Source organism: Pseudomonas paeninsulae, from assembly GCF_035621475.1.
GTDB lineage: Bacteria > Pseudomonadota > Gammaproteobacteria > Pseudomonadales > Pseudomonadaceae > Aquipseudomonas > Aquipseudomonas paeninsulae.
On the sequence record NZ_CP141799.1, the window covers coordinates 3,053,428 to 3,069,582 of the forward strand.

The 16,155-nt window shown below is 63.0% G+C and carries 16 protein-coding genes; 7 read left to right on the forward strand and 9 right to left on the reverse strand.

Features of this window, described 5'->3' with window-relative positions; translation table 11 throughout:
- The first annotated feature begins 347 nt into the window (after positions 1–347).
- Positions 348–815: an RNA methyltransferase gene (locus tag VCJ09_RS13945; RefSeq protein WP_324730770.1), complete on the forward strand. Its 468-nt coding sequence runs from the start codon at positions 348–350 to the stop codon at positions 813–815.
- Between the two features lie 75 nt (positions 816–890).
- Here VCJ09_RS13945 and VCJ09_RS13950 read toward each other — a convergent pair whose 3' ends face one another.
- The 6 genes from VCJ09_RS13950 to VCJ09_RS13975 form a co-directional block, all read right to left on the reverse strand.
- Positions 891–2,120, reverse strand: a complete 1,230-nt coding sequence (locus VCJ09_RS13950) for a hypothetical protein (protein WP_324730771.1) — start codon at positions 2,118–2,120, stop codon at positions 891–893.
- A 106-nt stretch (positions 2,121–2,226) separates the two neighbouring features.
- Positions 2,227–2,676, reverse strand: coding sequence for a YcgN family cysteine cluster protein (locus VCJ09_RS13955; protein ID WP_079202296.1), 450 nt, complete (start codon positions 2,674–2,676; stop codon positions 2,227–2,229).
- Between the two features lie 145 nt (positions 2,677–2,821).
- Positions 2,822–3,754 carry a D-2-hydroxyacid dehydrogenase gene (locus VCJ09_RS13960; protein WP_324730772.1) on the reverse strand — a complete coding sequence of 311 codons (933 nt, stop codon included), beginning with the start codon at positions 3,752–3,754 and terminating at the stop codon, positions 2,822–2,824.
- 5 nt (positions 3,755–3,759) lie between these two features.
- Positions 3,760–4,053 carry a YcgL domain-containing protein gene (locus VCJ09_RS13965; RefSeq protein WP_324730773.1) on the reverse strand — a complete coding sequence of 98 codons (294 nt, stop codon included), beginning with the start codon at positions 4,051–4,053 and terminating at the stop codon, positions 3,760–3,762.
- Positions 4,050–5,183 carry a ribonuclease D gene (gene rnd / locus VCJ09_RS13970; protein ID WP_324730774.1) on the reverse strand — a complete coding sequence of 378 codons (1,134 nt, stop codon included), beginning with the start codon at positions 5,181–5,183 and terminating at the stop codon, positions 4,050–4,052. Before rnd ends, VCJ09_RS13965 begins: the two co-directional genes overlap by 4 nt.
- A gap of 70 nt (positions 5,184–5,253) precedes the next feature.
- Entirely contained in the window at positions 5,254–5,997 is a 744-nt protein-coding gene (locus VCJ09_RS13975) for an SDR family oxidoreductase (RefSeq protein ID WP_324730775.1), read from the reverse strand.
- Between the two features lie 153 nt (positions 5,998–6,150).
- Here VCJ09_RS13975 and VCJ09_RS13980 point away from each other — a divergent pair, with 153 nt between their 5' ends.
- Positions 6,151–7,065: a LysR family transcriptional regulator gene (locus VCJ09_RS13980; protein WP_324730776.1), complete on the forward strand. Its 915-nt coding sequence runs from the start codon at positions 6,151–6,153 to the stop codon at positions 7,063–7,065.
- A gap of 82 nt (positions 7,066–7,147) precedes the next feature.
- Positions 7,148–8,209, forward strand: coding sequence for an SMP-30/gluconolactonase/LRE family protein (locus tag VCJ09_RS13985; RefSeq protein ID WP_324730777.1), 1,062 nt, complete (start codon positions 7,148–7,150; stop codon positions 8,207–8,209).
- Positions 8,210–8,501: 292 nt separating this feature from the next.
- Here VCJ09_RS13985 and VCJ09_RS13990 read toward each other — a convergent pair whose 3' ends face one another.
- Both VCJ09_RS13990 and VCJ09_RS13995 read right to left on the reverse strand, forming a co-directional pair.
- Entirely contained in the window at positions 8,502–9,185 is a 684-nt protein-coding gene (locus tag VCJ09_RS13990; RefSeq protein ID WP_324730778.1) for a spermidine synthase, read from the reverse strand.
- 52 nt (positions 9,186–9,237) lie between these two features.
- Positions 9,238–10,092 carry a ZIP family metal transporter gene (locus VCJ09_RS13995; RefSeq protein WP_324730779.1) on the reverse strand — a complete coding sequence of 285 codons (855 nt, stop codon included), beginning with the start codon at positions 10,090–10,092 and terminating at the stop codon, positions 9,238–9,240.
- Positions 10,093–10,147: 55 nt separating this feature from the next.
- Here VCJ09_RS13995 and VCJ09_RS14000 point away from each other — a divergent pair, with 55 nt between their 5' ends.
- The 4 genes from VCJ09_RS14000 to VCJ09_RS14015 all read left to right on the forward strand — a co-directional run bounded on the left by VCJ09_RS14000 (position 10,148) and on the right by VCJ09_RS14015 (position 14,306).
- Complete coding sequence (locus tag VCJ09_RS14000) at positions 10,148–11,020, forward strand: sulfurtransferase (RefSeq protein ID WP_324730780.1); 873 nt, start codon at positions 10,148–10,150, stop codon at positions 11,018–11,020.
- A gap of 666 nt (positions 11,021–11,686) precedes the next feature.
- On the forward strand, positions 11,687–12,166 hold the full coding sequence (locus VCJ09_RS14005; protein ID WP_324730781.1) for a hypothetical protein: 480 nt from the start codon (positions 11,687–11,689) through the stop codon (positions 12,164–12,166).
- 187 nt (positions 12,167–12,353) lie between these two features.
- Positions 12,354–13,619 carry an OmpP1/FadL family transporter gene (locus VCJ09_RS14010; protein WP_324730782.1) on the forward strand — a complete coding sequence of 422 codons (1,266 nt, stop codon included), beginning with the start codon at positions 12,354–12,356 and terminating at the stop codon, positions 13,617–13,619.
- Between the two features lie 69 nt (positions 13,620–13,688).
- A complete protein-coding gene (locus VCJ09_RS14015) occupies positions 13,689–14,306 on the forward strand; it encodes a response regulator transcription factor (RefSeq protein ID WP_324730783.1) in 618 nt (205 codons plus the stop codon).
- Between the two features lie 48 nt (positions 14,307–14,354).
- On the opposite strand, the gene VCJ09_RS14020 is transcribed toward VCJ09_RS14015, so the two are convergent.
- Positions 14,355–16,142 (reverse strand): hybrid sensor histidine kinase/response regulator, encoded by a 1,788-nt coding sequence (locus VCJ09_RS14020; RefSeq protein WP_324730784.1) that lies wholly within the window; start codon positions 16,140–16,142, stop codon positions 14,355–14,357.
- Between the last annotated feature and the right edge of the window lie 13 nt (positions 16,143–16,155).

Genomic DNA, 16,155 nt, shown 5'->3' on the forward strand with positions numbered 1-16,155 from the left:
TGATGGGTATCGCTGCGCTCAACGCCATCCTACGGGATCACCGCTCAATCAACGCAATCGGGGCTTTTGTAGTCGTTGGGTTAGCGGCGAACGCTTAGCCCGAGCAAAACCCAGCGTAAAGGCGCCGCGTAACCCGACATAGCGTCAGCAGGGACGGCGCAATCCGGGCTACGGATTGTCACGTCGCCAGGCACTACATGAACCTGCGGGAAGGCCGCGCCTATGGCAATGCGTTGGTTTTTTTGCAGTCCGACGGTCCGCCAATCCACGTGGAGCTTCATCCGATTGCCCTGGCAGCAATGCCTCCAGGCCTTATACTGCCGCCTTTTGCGTAAAGGCCCTGCTTCGTGGCGAACAAACGATACAGCTGCATCGGTTTATTCAATCCGAAATCTCCGGAGAACGTCGGTGCGGTGATGCGCGCCGCCGGTTGCTATGGCGCGGCCTCGGTGTTCTACACCGGCAAACGCTATGAGCATGCTCGCGACTTCGTCACCGACACCAAGAAGGTGTTCCAGGATATTCCGTTGATCGGCATCGATGATCTGCAGAAGATCATCCCGCTGGGTTGTACACCGGTCGCCGTCGAGTTGGTCGAAGGCGCCCGACCGCTGCCGCAGTACACCCACCCGGATCGGGCGATCTATATCTTCGGCCCGGAAGACGGCTCCCTGAACAAAGAGATACGCGCCTGGTGCGAGGATGTGATCTACATCCCCACCCAGGGCTGCATGAACCTCGCCGCCACGGTCAATGTGGTGCTCTACGACCGCATGGCCAAGGGCAACAACACCAAATCCGGGCCCAAGTTCTAAACGCCCCGAGCGAAGCCGGGACGCGCGAGCGGCAGGCCGGCAGATAAGCCCACCCTGAGCCCACTTGCGCGGGCGCTACTTCAGCAGTTTGCTGTCGAGCACCTTGGAGGCCCCGCCCATCACGTTCTCGCTGATCTCGATAAAGTCCTTGGTGCTGGCCTTGTCCAGGCGCATCAAGCCGCGGGTCACGTCGTCCAGCGAGCGTGGCTCAGTACTGCCCTTGGTCTTCTGACGAATCTCCCGATCCAGCTCCTGCAGCAACAGTACCGCGCGCGCAGTCACTGGACCGCTGGCACTCTTGCCACGCAGGCTCTTCACCGGCTCGCTCCAGTCAACCAGCTGCTCGCGGACTTTCTGGTAGCGTTCTTCGCTCAAGCCACCCGCGCGGCGAACCAATTCAATGGCGTAATACTCGGCCAGCCCCTCGGTGATCCAGTCGCTACGGTCGCGCGACTGGATGCGGCTGAATACATGCACCAGCTCGTGCACCAGTGCGCTGGTACCGTTCTCGCTGACCAGCGGACGATCAGCATGCATGTAATAGGAATTAGGTGCCGACAGGCCGCCACGCCACATCGGGTCGCCAGCACCAACGATTAGCAGCTTGGCCGGGTCACGCGGGAACACCGCCTGGGCCTCCTTCCAGACGAAGGTCAACAGGGTGAGAATATCCATGCGGCGCATGCCCTCGCCAACCGGCGCGGCGATGGTCACGTCGGTCTCGCCAAGCTGGGCGCGGCGTGTCCCTATCTTGCCGGCGACGATCCAGCCGGTCGGGCGATCGAACTTGCGCTGCGGGTTGTCGATGCGGAATTTGTCCTTGCCGATTTTCGGCCAACCGGTCTCGACGCCGCGCCAGCCCTTGGGTAGCTCGAACTGCAGGCGCGCGACCAGCTCGGTCTTGTTCTGCTGACGCAACCGGGCGCTGGGCACCAGGTTGTCGCCGCGTAGCAAGGCCCAGTCTTCGGTCATGCGCGCATCGAAACGGCCATCTCCCCGCGGCTGACTGATCCGCACGCGGTAGGTCAGCTTCGCCACGCCTTTACCTGGCTGCCAGACCCCACGTTCTGGGCTTTCCTGGCTCCACTCGCCGTCGCCACTGAAATCGCTGTAGTTATCCTCATCACCCAGATTGAACGTCAGACTGCGTACTCGCTCGCCGTCCTCCAGGGTCAGGCTGACTTCGGCCTGATCGCTCTCGGGCAGAAAACGCACGTGGTAATCCAGGTCGACCTTCTGCGCCGCCCAGAGCGGTGTGCACAGGCTCAGCAGTAAGGCGGACAACAAGCTACGGCGAATCATCATGATGGGCATTTCCTTGCGGGACGGGTCAGTGCATTGGGTAGACCGGCTATGAGCCGTGCAATTCAATGCAAGCTGATCGTTATAGCTGGTTAATGCGCGCCCTGCCTCAGCCGGCGCGGAAAATCAGGTGTTCTTCCCAATCGTCGTCGGCCACGCTGTTTTCGCTGAGCATGCGCCCGGACTGGGAAATTCGCTGCTGGTGCACCTGCTCCGGATCGCCGCAGACCAGGTGATGCCACAACAGCAGATCCTTGCCTTCGCTGACCAGGCGATAGGCGCAGGTTGGCGGCAGCCACTGGAACTGGTCGGCCTGGGCCGGGGTGAGCTGGATGCAATCGGGCACGGTCTTTCGGCGATTGCTGTAGTCCGTGCAGCGGCAGGTCTTAAGGTCGAGCAGCGTGCAGGCGATACGCGTGTAATAGACGCTGCCGTCTTCGTCATCCTCGAGTTTTTGCAGGCAGCACAGGCCGCAGCCATCGCACAGCGATTCCCACTCGTCTTGATCGAGTTGCTCGAGGGTTTTGCGTTTCCAGAAGGGTTCGACTTTGGCGGCCATGGCGAGGGTACGGTGTCTGGCGAAAAGGCCGGCAGTCTAGCGCGCGCCTCGCAAGTGGCCAAGGCCGGCGGGCCGAATGGCAGCGCGCGGGCGGCTACAACTCACCCGCCAACACTCTCGTTGATCCTTTGTCCATGCGTGCAACTCAATAACCGCGGGCAAAATCCACGGCGCCGTGCAGTTGGCTGCCGACTTGATAACGCTGCAGATTGTCGACGAACAACTGCACCAGCAGCCGAGGCTCGGTGGGTGCAGAGCTGTGCCCGGTGAGCAACAGGCGCGGCGCGGTCCAGAATGGATGCCCAGCGGGCAGCGGCTCCTGGCGGCAGACGTCGATAACCGCGCCGGCCAATTGGCCCTGCTGCAGCGCCGCGACCAGGTCGGCATCGACCACCGCCACCCCGCGCCCGGCGTTGATCAGCAGCGCGTCGGGTTTGAGCCGGGCGAACAGCGCAGCGTCGTAGAGATCACGGGTGGCCGGGGTGTCCGGCAACAGGTTGATCAGGTAATCGGCCTGGCTGGCCAGGCGTGGCAACTGATCGAGTCCGGCTACTTCGTGAAAAGGCGCGAGGGCGCGCGCGCGACTGGCCACGCCGTACAACTCGATGCCGAATGGGGCGAGAAAGCGTGCCACGCTCTGGCCGATATCGCCGCTGCCGACGATCAGCGCACGGCGTCCGGCCAGACTCTGCGGCAGGCGGTCGTCCCAATGCTGCTCGACCTGGGCGGCCAGGCGGGCAAACAGCTGGCGCTCGTGGGCCAGCAGGTGACACAGCACGTACTCGGCCATCACCTGGCCAAAGATGCCGACCGCACGACTCAACTGATAATCGTGCGGCAGATCGGCGGCCAGCAACGGCGTGATGCCGGCCCAGGTCGATTGCAGCCACTGCGGCTGGTGCCCCTGGCGCAGCAAGGCGGCGAGCAGATCCGGCTGGCCGAGCCAGAGCGGACAACTGCCGGCCCACTGTGCCAACTCGAGCGGATCGGCGCTGCCGAACAGCTCAAGCTCGGGTGCCGCCTGGTGTAACAGGTCGGCATAGCGGGCATGTTCGGCTTCGCCGATCAATACGCGCATGCTCGTCACAGCGGGTCGTTGCGGCGCAGTAATTCGTCCGGCAGGTGCTCGATGTATTCATCTTCCGGTGGCGGCATCTGCAGGTGATAGCCCTGCTTCTCGAGGTTTTCCAGCACGGCGTGAATGTCCTCGCGAGCCAGCTTGCGCTCCGGCGTGAGCACCATGCTGAAGGCCAGGGTCGGCGGGCCGAACGCCGCCAGCAGGCTTTCCGGCACCCGCTCCAGCGCATCACTTTTCAGCACATAGAGGTACATCTCGTTCTTGCGCGGGCTTTTGTAGATTGAACAGATGCGTTTCACGCGGATTCTCCTTCACTGGCCAGGCAATCGAGCAGTGCCTGGCCCATCAATTCACGACGCCAGCCGCGTAGCGTGTCCGGCAACTGGTAAGGGCCGTTGGGGTAGCCGGTTTTCAGCAGGGCTTCGAGGGTTTTCTTGCGTAGCATCAGCTCCGGGGCAATGTTCAGCCGTTCGCCTTCGCGCTGGCCGAGGGCGCGCAGCTTCTTCAACAAGGTCGCGGCTTCCAGCGGCAACGGCTCGGGCAACGCCTCGGGCCAATCGGCCGGCGGCGTGGCAGCGGCGTGCTTGATCAGCTGGAGCAGGAACTCGCCGTCCTGACGCACGGTTTTCGGGTGCATGTCTTCGATCCGCGCCAGCGCCACCAGATTGTCCGGCTGGGTGCGGGCCAACGGCCACAGCGAATGCTCGCGGATAATGCGGTTGCGCGGCTGATTGCGTGCCCGCGCCTCGCGCTCGCGCCAGGTGCAGAGCTCGCGCAGCACTGCCAGCTGCGCGCGGGACAGTTTCCAGGCCAGCTTGGCCTCGCGGTAGACAACTTCCGGGGCGACTTCACGGCCCAGGTTGGCCACCAGTTCGGCACCGTCCTCCAAGACCCAGGCCTTTTTCTCGGCCGAAAGCTGTTGCTGCAACTGGGTATAGACCTCGGCCAGGTGCAGCACGTCCTCGGCGGCGTAGCTGATCTGAGTCTCGGTGAGCGGGCGCTGCAGCCAGTCCGAGCGAGTTTCGCCCTTAGGCAACTCGATGTTCAGCACCGCCAGCACCAGGCGCGAATAGCCCATGGAGAAGCCAAGATTGAGATAGGCGGCGGCCAGCTGGGTGTCGAACAAGGCCACTGGCAGGCTACCGGTCAGGCGCAGGAAGACTTCCAGATCCTCGCTGCAGGCATGCAGCACCTTGACCACGGCCGGGTCTTGCAGCAATGCGCTGAACGGCGCCCAGTCGTCGATCAGCAGCGGATCGATCAGGTAGGCGTGCTCACCTTCGCTGACCTGCAGCAAGCCGGCGATCGGGTAAAAGGTGTCGACCCGCATAAATTCGGTGTCGACCGCCACGAATGGCAAGCTGCGCCAGCTGGCGCAGTGCTGCGCCAGGCTGGCGTTGTCACGAATCCAGTGAATATCAATAGCCACGCGGCTCTCCCATGAAGAATGCCGCGCAGTATATATCGCCCCGGCCCTTTGCCGGGTATTGCGTCCCGGATCAGAAGTCCTGAGCGGTCGGGCGCAGCACCACTTCATTGATTTCTACCTCGGCCGGTTGCTCGATGGCGTAGGCAATGGCGCGAGCTACCGAGTCAGACGGGATGGCCATCTGATAGAAGTCCTTGACCGCCTTGCTCGACGCTTCGTCGGAGCTGCCGTGCTTGAGTTCCGAGTCCACCGCACCGGGGGAGATGATGGTGGTGCGGATCGTGGCGCCCACTTCCATGCGCAGGCCTTCGGTGATCGCCCGCACGGCATATTTGGTGCCGCTGTACACGGTGCCGCCCGGGGCAAACACCTTGATCCCCGCCACCGAAGAGATATTGATGATGTGCCCGCTCTCCTGCTTCTGCATGTGCGGCAAGGCAGCGGCGATGCCGTAGAGCACGCCCTTGATGTTGATGTCGATCATCCGCTCCCACTCGTCGGTACGCCCCTGGGCCATCGGCGCGATAGCCATCAACCCGGCGTTGTTGACCAGCACATCGATGCGGCCAAAGGTGTCGACCGCACCCTGAACCAGTGCATTGACATCACTTGCCACGGTGACATCGGTAGCAAAAGCAACAGCCTTGCCGCCCGCTGCGGTGATCTCGTTGACAATCCTGTCGAGGTTTTCCTGACGCCGCGCACCCAGCACCACCGAGGCGCCAAGGGCTGCCAGGTGACGGGCGGTGGTTTCGCCAAGGCCGCTGCTGGCCCCGGTAATCACAATTACTTTGTCGATAATATTGTTGCTCATGGAGTTTCCTCTCTGGCGTTTGCACAAGAACGAACATGGCCAAAGTATGCATGGCGCTGGTAATCCGGTTAATGGAATAGTCAGGATTTTGTAATTCCATATAATGGAATAACTGATCCGACACTTCTCCACTCACCCAACAAGGCTCATCGCGTGCTCAACCGAATGGAAATGCTGCGTATCTTCACCGTCGCCGCGCACACCAACAGCTTCCGCGAAGCCGCCAGCCGCCTCGGGGTCTCTCCGCAAAGTGTGACGCGGGCGATCAAGGAGCTGGAGGAACTGTTCGGCGAACTGCTGTTTCACCGCAGCACCCGCCAGGTGCAGATCACCGCGTTCGGCGCCCAATTGGCCGAGCAGGCGCAGCAAACCCTGAGCAGTTTTGATCAACTGTTCCAACGCAATGCTCAGCAACCGGTCAACGACCTGGCGGGGCGAGTACGCATCACCGCCCCGCAGGCCGTGGGGCGGCGTTTCGTCATGCCGGTGCTGGGCGAATTGATGAACGAATACCCGCAGATCGACTTCGACCTGCGCCTGTCGGACGCGATGACCGATGCCGTGGATGCCCAGATAGACATCGGCGTGCGCATCGGTTTTATCCGCGACCGTCGCTACATTGCCCGCGCTGTCGCACCTATCCCCATGTTCGTCGTCGCCAGCCCGGAACTGCTGGCCAGCAGCGGCACCCCGACCAGCATCGACGCCCTGCACGAACTGCCCACCAGCGCCCTGGTCGACCGTAGCAGCGGCCGGCCCTGGCCCTGGTATTTCGCTGGCGACCGCCACTTGCAACCGGCCAAGCCGAGCTTCACCACCGACGATCAGGAGGTCGAGCTGGACGCCGTACTGGCCGGGCTGGCGATCGGCCAATTGCCCAGTTATCTGGTGCTGCCGGCACTGCGTAGCGGCGCCTTGCTCAGCCTGCTCGACGAACACCAACCGCCGCCCTGGGAGCTGTTCATCTACCGCCCGCAGAGTGGCCCGGTAGCCGCGCGCGTGCGCCTGGTCTACGACCGTCTGAACGAGCGCCTGGGCGATCCGTCCCTGGTGCCCAGCACGCCCTGAGCGCCAGCCAATCTCGCATCGCCGCCTAATTACTGTGTAATCTGGCCGCCGCTCGCACGCTTCGGCACAAGGAATAAGCGCAATGAAGAAACTGCTTGGCCTACTCGTCCTGTTGATTGCCGCCATGGCGATCTATCTGGCCGTCACCCCCAGCCCCATCGACCCACTGGCCTGGGAAGCGCCGCCCGCCCTCGCCATGATCGGCGTGCTGGAACCCAACGACACCCTGATGAAGGCCGAACTGCTTGGTCGTGGTCAGCTGCACGGCCCGGAAGACACCGCGGTGGATGCCCAGGGCCGGGTCTACGCTGGCCTGCATGACGGGCGAATCGTGCGCATCGAGGCCGACGGCAGCGTCGCGACCTTTGTCGACACCCGGGGCCGCCCGCTGGGTATGGACTTCGACGCCACCGGCAACCTGATCGTCGCCGACGCCTACAAGGGCCTGCTGTCCATCGACCCACAAGGGCAGATCAAGGTACTGACAACCGAAGCAGAAGGCGTGCCGTTCAAGTTCACCGACGATCTGGACATCGCCAGCAACGGCACCATCTATTTCAGCGACGCCTCCTCGCGCTTCGAGCAGCCGGATTATTTGCTCGACCTGCTCGAAGCCCGCCCCCATGGCCGCCTGCTCAGCTACAACCCACACAGCGGCGAGACCCGCGTACTGCTCAACGACCTATACTTCGCCAACGGCGTGGCGTTGTCGGCCAACGAGGACTTCGTGCTGGTCAACGAAACCTACCGTTATCGCATCACCCGCTACTGGCTCAAGGGCGAGCAAGCCGGTACTCACGATGTGTTCATCGACAACCTGCCGGGTCTGCCGGACAACCTGCAAGGCGACCGCGCTGGCACCTTCTGGGTCGCCCTGCCGACGCCGCGCAAGGCCGATGCCGACTTCCTCCATCGCCACCCCTGGCTGAAAACGCAGCTGGCCAAGCTGCCGCGCGCGCTCTGGCCGAAGGCGATTCCCTACGGCTTAGCCATCGCCATCAACGAGCAAGGCGAAATCATCCGCAGCCTGCACGACACCAGCGGCTCGCACCTGCGCATGGTCACCTCGGTCAAGCCGGTGGGTGATTACCTGTACTTCGGCAGCCTGGATAACGACAGGATTGGCAGACTGAAGATTCGTTGAAGCAAAACGCCGCGCGCCATCAATCGCAGTGATGGGTGATCACCCATTCGCTGCTACGAGCTGCATATGCAGGAGCAACCCGACCGTAGGATGGGGGGGGCGCGCAGGCTGAGCGCAGCGATACCCATCCAGCGGGATATGCCTGTACCTGGTGCCATGGCCAATATCGCTGATGGGTTACGGCGTGTTTGCGCTTGTGGCAACAGGCCAATTTGCGGGCGCCTAACCCATCCTACGACTCGCAGCCCAGTGAATAGTGCTACAGCCGAACTGCACTGAAAGTCGGAGGGATTCAGCCGATTTTTTCGGCCATCCAGATGGTGTGGCGGGCGCCCTTGTTGCCATGGGCGAATACCTGCACCTCTTCGACCTTGAAACCGGCTTTGCGCACCTTGTCGGCGAACTTGCTATCGGCACTGGCCGACCAGACCGCCAGCACACCCTTGGCGCGCAACGCCTGGTGGCAACGCTGCAACCCTTGTGCGGAATACAACCAGCTGTTGCGCTTCTGGGTCAGGCCCTCGGGGCCGTTGTCGACATCCAGCATGATGGCGTCATAACGCTTGTCCGCCGGTTTCAGGCAATTGGCCACGTCATCCTGCACCACCCGCGTGCGCGGATCGAGCAGCGGGTAGCCGGCCTTGGCGCCCAGCGGGCCGCGGTTCCACTCGACCACCCCTGGCACCAACTCGGCGACTTCCACTTCGGCGGTCTTGCCCAGGTTCTGCAGCGCCGCCGCCAGGGTGAAGCCCATGCCCAGACCACCGATCAATACCCGCGAATCCGGGCGCCCGGCGACTTTTTTGCAGGGGATCGCCGCCAGGGCATCTTCGGAGCCGTGCATGCGCGTGTTCATCAGTTGACCGCCATCGCCACCGGCGATCTTGATCACGAAATCCTCGCCATACTCGAACAGGCAGAGCGCACCCGAGCCATCGGGAATCTGGGCGGTATCGAGCAGTACAAAGCGCTTCATGGTTGTCTCATGATTCTGTGGGTTTGCAAGGGGCTGAACGATACAGCAGCCCTCAAACCACCGTAAGCATGTGCCCGATAATCCCCAGCATAAATCCCAGCAAAGCTCCCAGGCCAGGAGCCCAATGCTTGTTCAGCTTGGCCTGGGGCGCGATGTCTTGAAACACCGAGTAAAGGATACCGCCTGCGGCGAACAGCATGATCGCCGCCACCCACTGCGGAAAACTCGCCAACCACAAATAACCCGATACGCCTGCCAGCGGCCCAAGCAGCGCCATGACGGTAAATGTCAGCACTATTTTTGCGCGGCTGTAGTCCGTCGAAGCGCGTAATTCCCGATAGGCATTGAAGCCTTCCGGCAAGTTCTGCAGCGCCATCAAACCGGCCAGCAAAACCGCGCCCCGGCCACCGAGTGCAAATGCAGCACCCAAGGCCAGAGACTCCGGAATAAAATCCGCCAGCATCGCGGACAACTGACTGCCCGAGGTTTTCAGTCGATACAGCAGAATATCCAGCCCCATGAACGCGGCGCCGCCGGCACAGAACCACAGGGCAACCAGCAAGGGGCTCAATTCGCCAATCGCTTGTGGCACCAAGACCAACGCCACCGCAGCCAGCAGCGCGCCACCGCCGAAAGCGACCACACCGTGCCTGAACTCGGTCTCCAACCAACGCGGTCGAATTCGTTCGACGCTAGCCAGCGCCGCCCCCACCGGCATGGCAATGCCAACCAGTAAGGTAAAAGCCACAACAGATAACAGCGGGGGCACAGGCACCTCATCCAATCGAACAAAAATAGGGCTGGAAGCCTTTAGCCCAGGCCGCCAGCTAAACATTCCGCGTGCATCCACGCTGGACAATATTAGGCCTATGGCAAGACTCGCGACTTGCCGCATCAGATTCTGCATAGTGCATGCTGCGGTTTATCATGCCTCGAACCTGCTATTACCTAGGACGCCCGCCATGCCCATTGCCCAACTGCTCAGCACCGATCAACTCCAGGCCCGCCTTGACCAACCCGAGTTGGTCATCCTCGACTGCCGCTTCGCCCTGGATGACCCGGCCTACGGTCAGCGCAGCTATGCCGATGGGCATATCGCCGGCGCCCAGTTCGCCGATCTTGAGCGCGATCTGTCCGGGCCGATCCAAAAGGGTATCAGCGGCCGCCATCCGCTACCGGAGCCCGCACAACTGCTGGCGCGCCTGCGTGCATGGGGCTTGCACGACAACAGCACGGTGGTGCTCTACGACGATGGCCCCGGCACCTTCGCCGCACGCGCCTGGTGGTTACTGACCTGGCTGGGCAAGCGCGAGGGCGTCTACTTGCTCGACGGTGGTTTGCAGGCCTGGCGCGAGGCAGGTGGCGAACTGAGCCAAGTGCTGCCGCAGCCAGCACCCGGCGACTTCGACGGACACCCCGATAGCAGCCTGCTGGTCGACGCCAGCCAGCTGCAACAACGCCTCACCGATCCGCAGCTGACCCTGCTCGACGCCCGCGCCCTGCCGCGGTTTCGTGGCGAGGTGGAGCCGCTCGACCCGGTTGCCGGACATATCCCCGGCGCCCGGTGCGCAGCCTTCACCGACAATCTGGACAGCACTGGGCACTTCCTGCCGGCGGCCCAACTGCGCCAGCGCTTCGCCGCGCAACTTGGCGAACGCCCGGCCAGCGAACTGGTGGCCTACTGCGGCTCCGGCGTCACCGCGTGCCACAACCTGTTCGCCCTGTGCCTCGCCGGCTACCCGCTGGCGCCACTGTATGCCGGCTCCTGGAGCGAGTGGATTACCGACCCGAGCCGCCCTGTGGCGGTGGGCGACGAGCAAACACGCAATCGTTAACCGCCAACCTGACCACGTACTTTCTTCAGCTCCTGAGTCGGCACCTAGCCATTGCCACCGCGACGCGGGCAAGCGCAACGCTGAGCTCATGCAGGAGACGCGAGCCCGCGCGATGCGGGCCGCTGGCCCGCAGGATCGCCAAAGCCTCGCGCCGAGGTCACGGAACGCCGCCCGGACCCTCCGACAAGAGCAGCCCACAGCGCCAATCCCTGCAGGAGGCGCGCCCCGCGGCGATAGTGGACGCAGTCCGCCAAACACCCAAAGCATCGCCCCGGTCGAGCGCTCCACATGGAAGTGGGAAATGCCGCGCGCCCGTCAGCGAGCCCATGGATGGGGGAGTAGGAATAATGTCGGGAACATGTTCGAGAACAGCCGCGGCCCCACAGGTCCGTGCGGCGCCTGGCGGCGTGGGCAATCGCCGAGTTGAGTAGGTAATCCGCAAAACCAAACCGATGGCGGCAGATTGCGCCTGCCTGCTGGCTAAGTACCAAGCGGAATATAGGTAATAACCGAAAGCATAAAACAATTTAAAAACAGTCTTTTACACGCGAAAGATCGCACTACACTTCAAATCAAGCGGCTAACCCCGCTTCCGGTGGGGCCTTTTCAATAACACCACACGCTGCCACGCGTCCCGGCCCCACCGGCCATTTTCGCGAGGGCTATATGGGAATTCCAGCCTGCGAGTTAATCCAGCACGTCATACGCCCCACGCTGATCTATCTGGGGCGTCACTCACCTGCTGCCGAAGTCCTGCTGCTGGGCGCCGCTGCCTGCCAGTCGGCGCTAGGTTCGGCGCTGGACGCTCAGGGCGGCCATGGCCTCTACCGCATCGCCGAACTGCGCCACCAACAGCTCTGGGATCACTACCTGGCGCTCGATCCAGACCTGGCCAGCCAGATCCGCGGGTTGGCCAGCCAGCACGCCTTTCTCGCGGCGCCGCACCTGGAACTGACAGTCAACTTGCGTTACGCCACCGCCATCGCCTGGATGCTGGTTGAGGTAGAACAACACGAATTGCCCGCCGCCGACGACCTGCTCGGCCTGGCCCGAGTCTGGCACCGAGTATTTCACCCACAAGGTCGTCCGCGTGACTTCATCGAAGCCTGGCAGCGCTGCATCGGCAACTTCAGCCAAGTTGCCTGAGCGCACTCAACACGCTCGCGAACAGCACGAAACAATCCACCGCGAAAATCAAACCATCGCTGTAAATACCCAAACACTGCCGTGAATTGTAGGACAAAACCGCTCTACTCCGGGGGTTACAGCCACTTGGCGGGCATCGCAAAGCCTGCTAGTTTGCGCGCCTCGCTACCCCCCCGATGGAGTCCCCGTGAAGAAAAGCGCTCTCAAAACCAGCCTGGCCCTCGCCATGGCCGCAGTGTCCAGCCATGGCCTGGCCGGCGGCTTCGCCCTCAACGAACAAAGCGTCAGCAGCATGGGCAGCGCCTTTGCTGGCCGTTCGTCGTCTGCCGAAGATGCCAGCACCGTCTTCGGTAACCCCGCAGGCATGTCGCGCCTGAAGCGCGAGCAAGTCAGCGGCGGCGTTGCGTTGATCTATGCCCGAACCGATATCGACGACGCCAGCGGCAGTTTTTCCGGCAGCAACGACGGCGATATGGTGCCGTTGGTTGGCGCGCCCATGGGCTATTACGTCAAACCGCTGGACGATCACTGGACCTTCGGCCTCGGCATGTACGTGCCCTTCGGCTTGATCACCGATTACGAAGACAACTTCCAGGGCCGCTATTACGGTGACCGCAGCGAAGTGCGCGTGGTGACCCTGCAACCGACCCTCAGCTATCGCTTCAACGATCAGTTGTCGATCGGCTTTGGCCCGACCATCAACCGCATCGACGGCGAACTGACCTCGGCCTTGCGCAACCCGCTGCCGGGTGCCGGCGACGGCGAGGTGAAGATCAAGGGCGACGACCTGGCGCTGGGCTATAACGCCGGCGTTCTGTTTGAGCTGAGCGCCCAGACCCGCTTCGGCCTGACCTATCACTCCAAGGTCGAATACACCCTCAAGGGCGAGACAGAAGTGGCAGGTCCCGGCTTTGTGATCGGCTCATCGGCGGGTACCTACGACGCCTCGCTGGAGCTGACCACCCCCGAGTCCGTGGATCTCTCCATCACCCATGAGCTCAACGCCGACTGGACGTTGTACGCCGGCAGCACCTGGACCCGCTGGAGCCAGCTGGAAGAGATTCGCGTCGACAACCAGGGCGTCGGCGGTTTGCTCGCCGGCAACCTCACCACCATCACCGAAGAGCAGAATTGGCATGACACCTGGGCCCATGCCGTGGGCGCGGCTTATAAGCTGAACCCGCAATGGACGCTACGCGCCGGCTTGGCCGTCGACCAGTCGCCGACCAACAATGCCGACCGATCGCCACGCATTCCCACGGGCGACCGCACCATCCTCAGCCTGGGCGCCGGCTGGAGCCCGAACGACGAGATGACCATCGATCTGGCCTATTCCTACCTGATGGAGGACGACACCGAAATCAACCATGTCAGCGCGACTAAAGGGGCTTACCGCTCCACGTACAAAAACACCGCCCATGGTTTGGGCGCACAAGTGACCTACCGCTTCTAATTCAGCGAGTACTTTAGGCTAAACTCGCGCGGCGACTATAAACATAAGAAAACGCCGCGTGAGACAGCCATGACCACACTCTGTACTGCCTTACCCAAACAACTCCGCCTGTTGCTGGTGGATGACCACCGGATATTTCTCGACGGCCTCAGCCTGGCCCTCGCCCCGCTTTGCCCAGACCTGCACTTACATACCGCGCAGAACGCTGCAGAAGCCGAGGCGTGCCTGAGTCAGCACGATTTCGATTTGATTCTGCTGGATTTGCGCCTGCCGGACGTCGCCGGCCTCGAATTGCTGCAGCGCTGGCAGCAGCAAGGGCGCATGACCCCAGTGGCAATTCTCAGTGCCAGCGACTCCAACCTGGATGCTCAGGCGGCGCTGGGCGCTGGCGCCCTGGGTTTTATCCCGAAAAGCGCCAACAGCGACGATCTACGCCAAGCGGTGACCCGCGTATTACTTGGGGAAACCCTGCCGGCGCCGGGAGCCGGCGAAAAACCCCAACTCACACCCCGCCAATTACAGATTCTCCTGTTGCTGGCCGACGGCTTGCCAAACAAGGCCATCAGCAGGCAACTGGGCATATCCGAAGACACCATAAAAACCCATCTGAAGACTCTGTTTCAGGAACTCGACGTACACACCCGCACCGCCTGTGTCAGCGCTGCGCGCCAGCGTGGCTGGTTATAGAGGCGATCCTTGCAGCGTTGGACTGAAGCGAACTGCCTCCCGGCCACCCTAGGTCTGCGTTGCGCCAGGCACCGCTGATTCAGGCGCGGCGGCAACCGGCAACAGCACCGCCAAAGCCTGACGTAAACGCGCCGGCAACAGGGGTTTGCCGAGCAGGGTCACGTGTGCGGGCATGCAGCGCTCCTGCAACGCGGGGCTGATATCGGCGCTGATCAGCAAGGCTGGCAACATGCATCCGGCTTCTTCGCGCAAGCGCTCGATGGCGCGCAGACCATCTTCATTGGCGGCCAGGCGGTAATCGCTGATCAACAACTGCGGCGTCGCTTCTGCCAGGCATTCCAGCGCCGCCTGCAGATCGGCGCAGGACCAGACCTCGCAGCCCCAGCGCTGCAACAGCCCGGACAATGCCACGCGCCCGGCGGCATCGTCCTCCACCAGCAAGACCCGCCCATGCAGTGCTGCGCCGACCGGTTTGGCTGGCTGCCACTCACCCACCGTGGCGCGCGGCAGGCGCAAACCGAAGCAGGCGCCCTGCCCCGGAGTGGAATTCAGCTGCAACGGGTGCTCCAGTAGCGTAGCCAGTTGCTGGACGATGGCCAAGCCGAGGCCCAGGCCGCGCTCGGCATTGCGCCCGGGGTTGTCCAGTTGACGGAACTCCTCGAAGATCTGGGCCTGCTCCGCCGGGCTGAGACCCCGGCCGTCGTCGGCGACTTGCAGCAGCACGCTGTCAGCATCCTCCTCGACGCTAAGCGTCACGCGCCGCGCCTGGGCATGGCGCAGGGCATTGTTGAGCAGATTGCGCAGCACCCGTTCGAGCAGCAGCGGGTCACTGCGCACCCATAAATCCGCGCATTGCAGGTCCAGCGCGACCCCCTGCAATTCGGCTTCGCGGCGGGTTTCGCCACTCAAGCGTTCGAGCAGAGGCCGCAAGGCGAACACTTCAAGCTTGGCCTGCACCCCGCCGGGCAAGGTCAGGCGGGTGTAGTCCAGCAGGGATTGCAGCATGCGGCTGAGCTGTTCCACCGAGGTCGCCAGGCGCGCACTGACCCGCTGAATATCCGGCTCCCGGCTCTGCTCGAGCAGGTGCTGGGCATACAGCCCCATGGCGTTGAGCGGCTGGCGTAGATCATGGCTGGCGGCGGCGAGCAGGCGCAGCTTGCGCGCGTCATCCGCTTCGGCGCGCTGGCGGGCCAGATCGAGCAGGCGCAGGTTGAGCCAGGCACCGCGCTGACCGTGCTCCTGCAGGTAGGCGCCGACGCTGCCGATCAGGTTGGCGCAAATCAGGAACTGGCCCTGATAGGCCCACAGGCTGCCCGGTTCGACCAACAACAGGCCAAGCGCCAGGAACAGCAGGCAGAAGCCCCAGGCGGCCAGGCTCACGGCGCGGAACGAGACACCGAGCAGCACATAGCCGAACAACAGGATCAGGAACAGCCCATCGTAGGGCATGTCCACACCTTGGGCCCAGCACAGGTGAATGATCACCGCCACGCAAGCGCCGTTCAGCGCGTAGGCGCCGATGTAGGCGAATAACACCGCGCGCGGCGGACTCTGCGGGCGCCGGCAGTAGACGAAAGCAGCCAGCACCCCAAGGATGCCCAGCCCCCGCAAGGGCTCCACCGACAAGCTCACCGCCAGCGGCATCAGCAGCAGGTCGAGAGCGGCGTAGATCAGCTGGAAGACAATTGCGGTGCTGACAATCAACAATAAGCGGCGGCCGATGCGCTGCACCCGGTGCTCGACAAAGCCCTGTTCCAGCTCAGGGACAAAGCACAACCGCCGGTAGCCACGGCGCTGTTGTGCCAGCAGCAGGCGTTCTTCCTGCTCCAGGTTCATCGCACCCCGCCCG

Coding starts and splice junctions, on each gene's coding strand:
- VCJ09_RS13950 (WP_324730771.1), bottom strand. CDS start 2,120: ATGATGATTCGCCGTAGCTTGTTGTCCGCCTTACTGCTGAGCCTGTGC.
- VCJ09_RS13955 (WP_079202296.1), bottom strand. CDS start 2,676: ATGGCCGCCAAAGTCGAACCCTTCTGGAAACGCAAAACCCTCGAGCAA.
- VCJ09_RS13960 (WP_324730772.1), bottom strand. CDS start 3,754: ATGCGCGTATTGATCGGCGAAGCCGAACATGCCCGCTATGCCGACCTG.
- VCJ09_RS13975 (WP_324730775.1), bottom strand. CDS start 5,997: ATGAGCAACAATATTATCGACAAAGTAATTGTGATTACCGGGGCCAGC.
- VCJ09_RS13985 (WP_324730777.1), top strand. CDS start 7,148: ATGAAGAAACTGCTTGGCCTACTCGTCCTGTTGATTGCCGCCATGGCG.
- VCJ09_RS13990 (WP_324730778.1), bottom strand. CDS start 9,185: ATGAAGCGCTTTGTACTGCTCGATACCGCCCAGATTCCCGATGGCTCG.
- VCJ09_RS13995 (WP_324730779.1), bottom strand. CDS start 10,092: ATGCAGAATCTGATGCGGCAAGTCGCGAGTCTTGCCATAGGCCTAATA.
- VCJ09_RS14000 (WP_324730780.1), top strand. CDS start 10,148: ATGCCCATTGCCCAACTGCTCAGCACCGATCAACTCCAGGCCCGCCTT.
- VCJ09_RS14005 (WP_324730781.1), top strand. CDS start 11,687: ATGGGAATTCCAGCCTGCGAGTTAATCCAGCACGTCATACGCCCCACG.
- VCJ09_RS14015 (WP_324730783.1), top strand. CDS start 13,689: ATGACCACACTCTGTACTGCCTTACCCAAACAACTCCGCCTGTTGCTG.
- VCJ09_RS14020 (WP_324730784.1), bottom strand. CDS start 16,142: ATGAACCTGGAGCAGGAAGAACGCCTGCTGCTGGCACAACAGCGCCGT.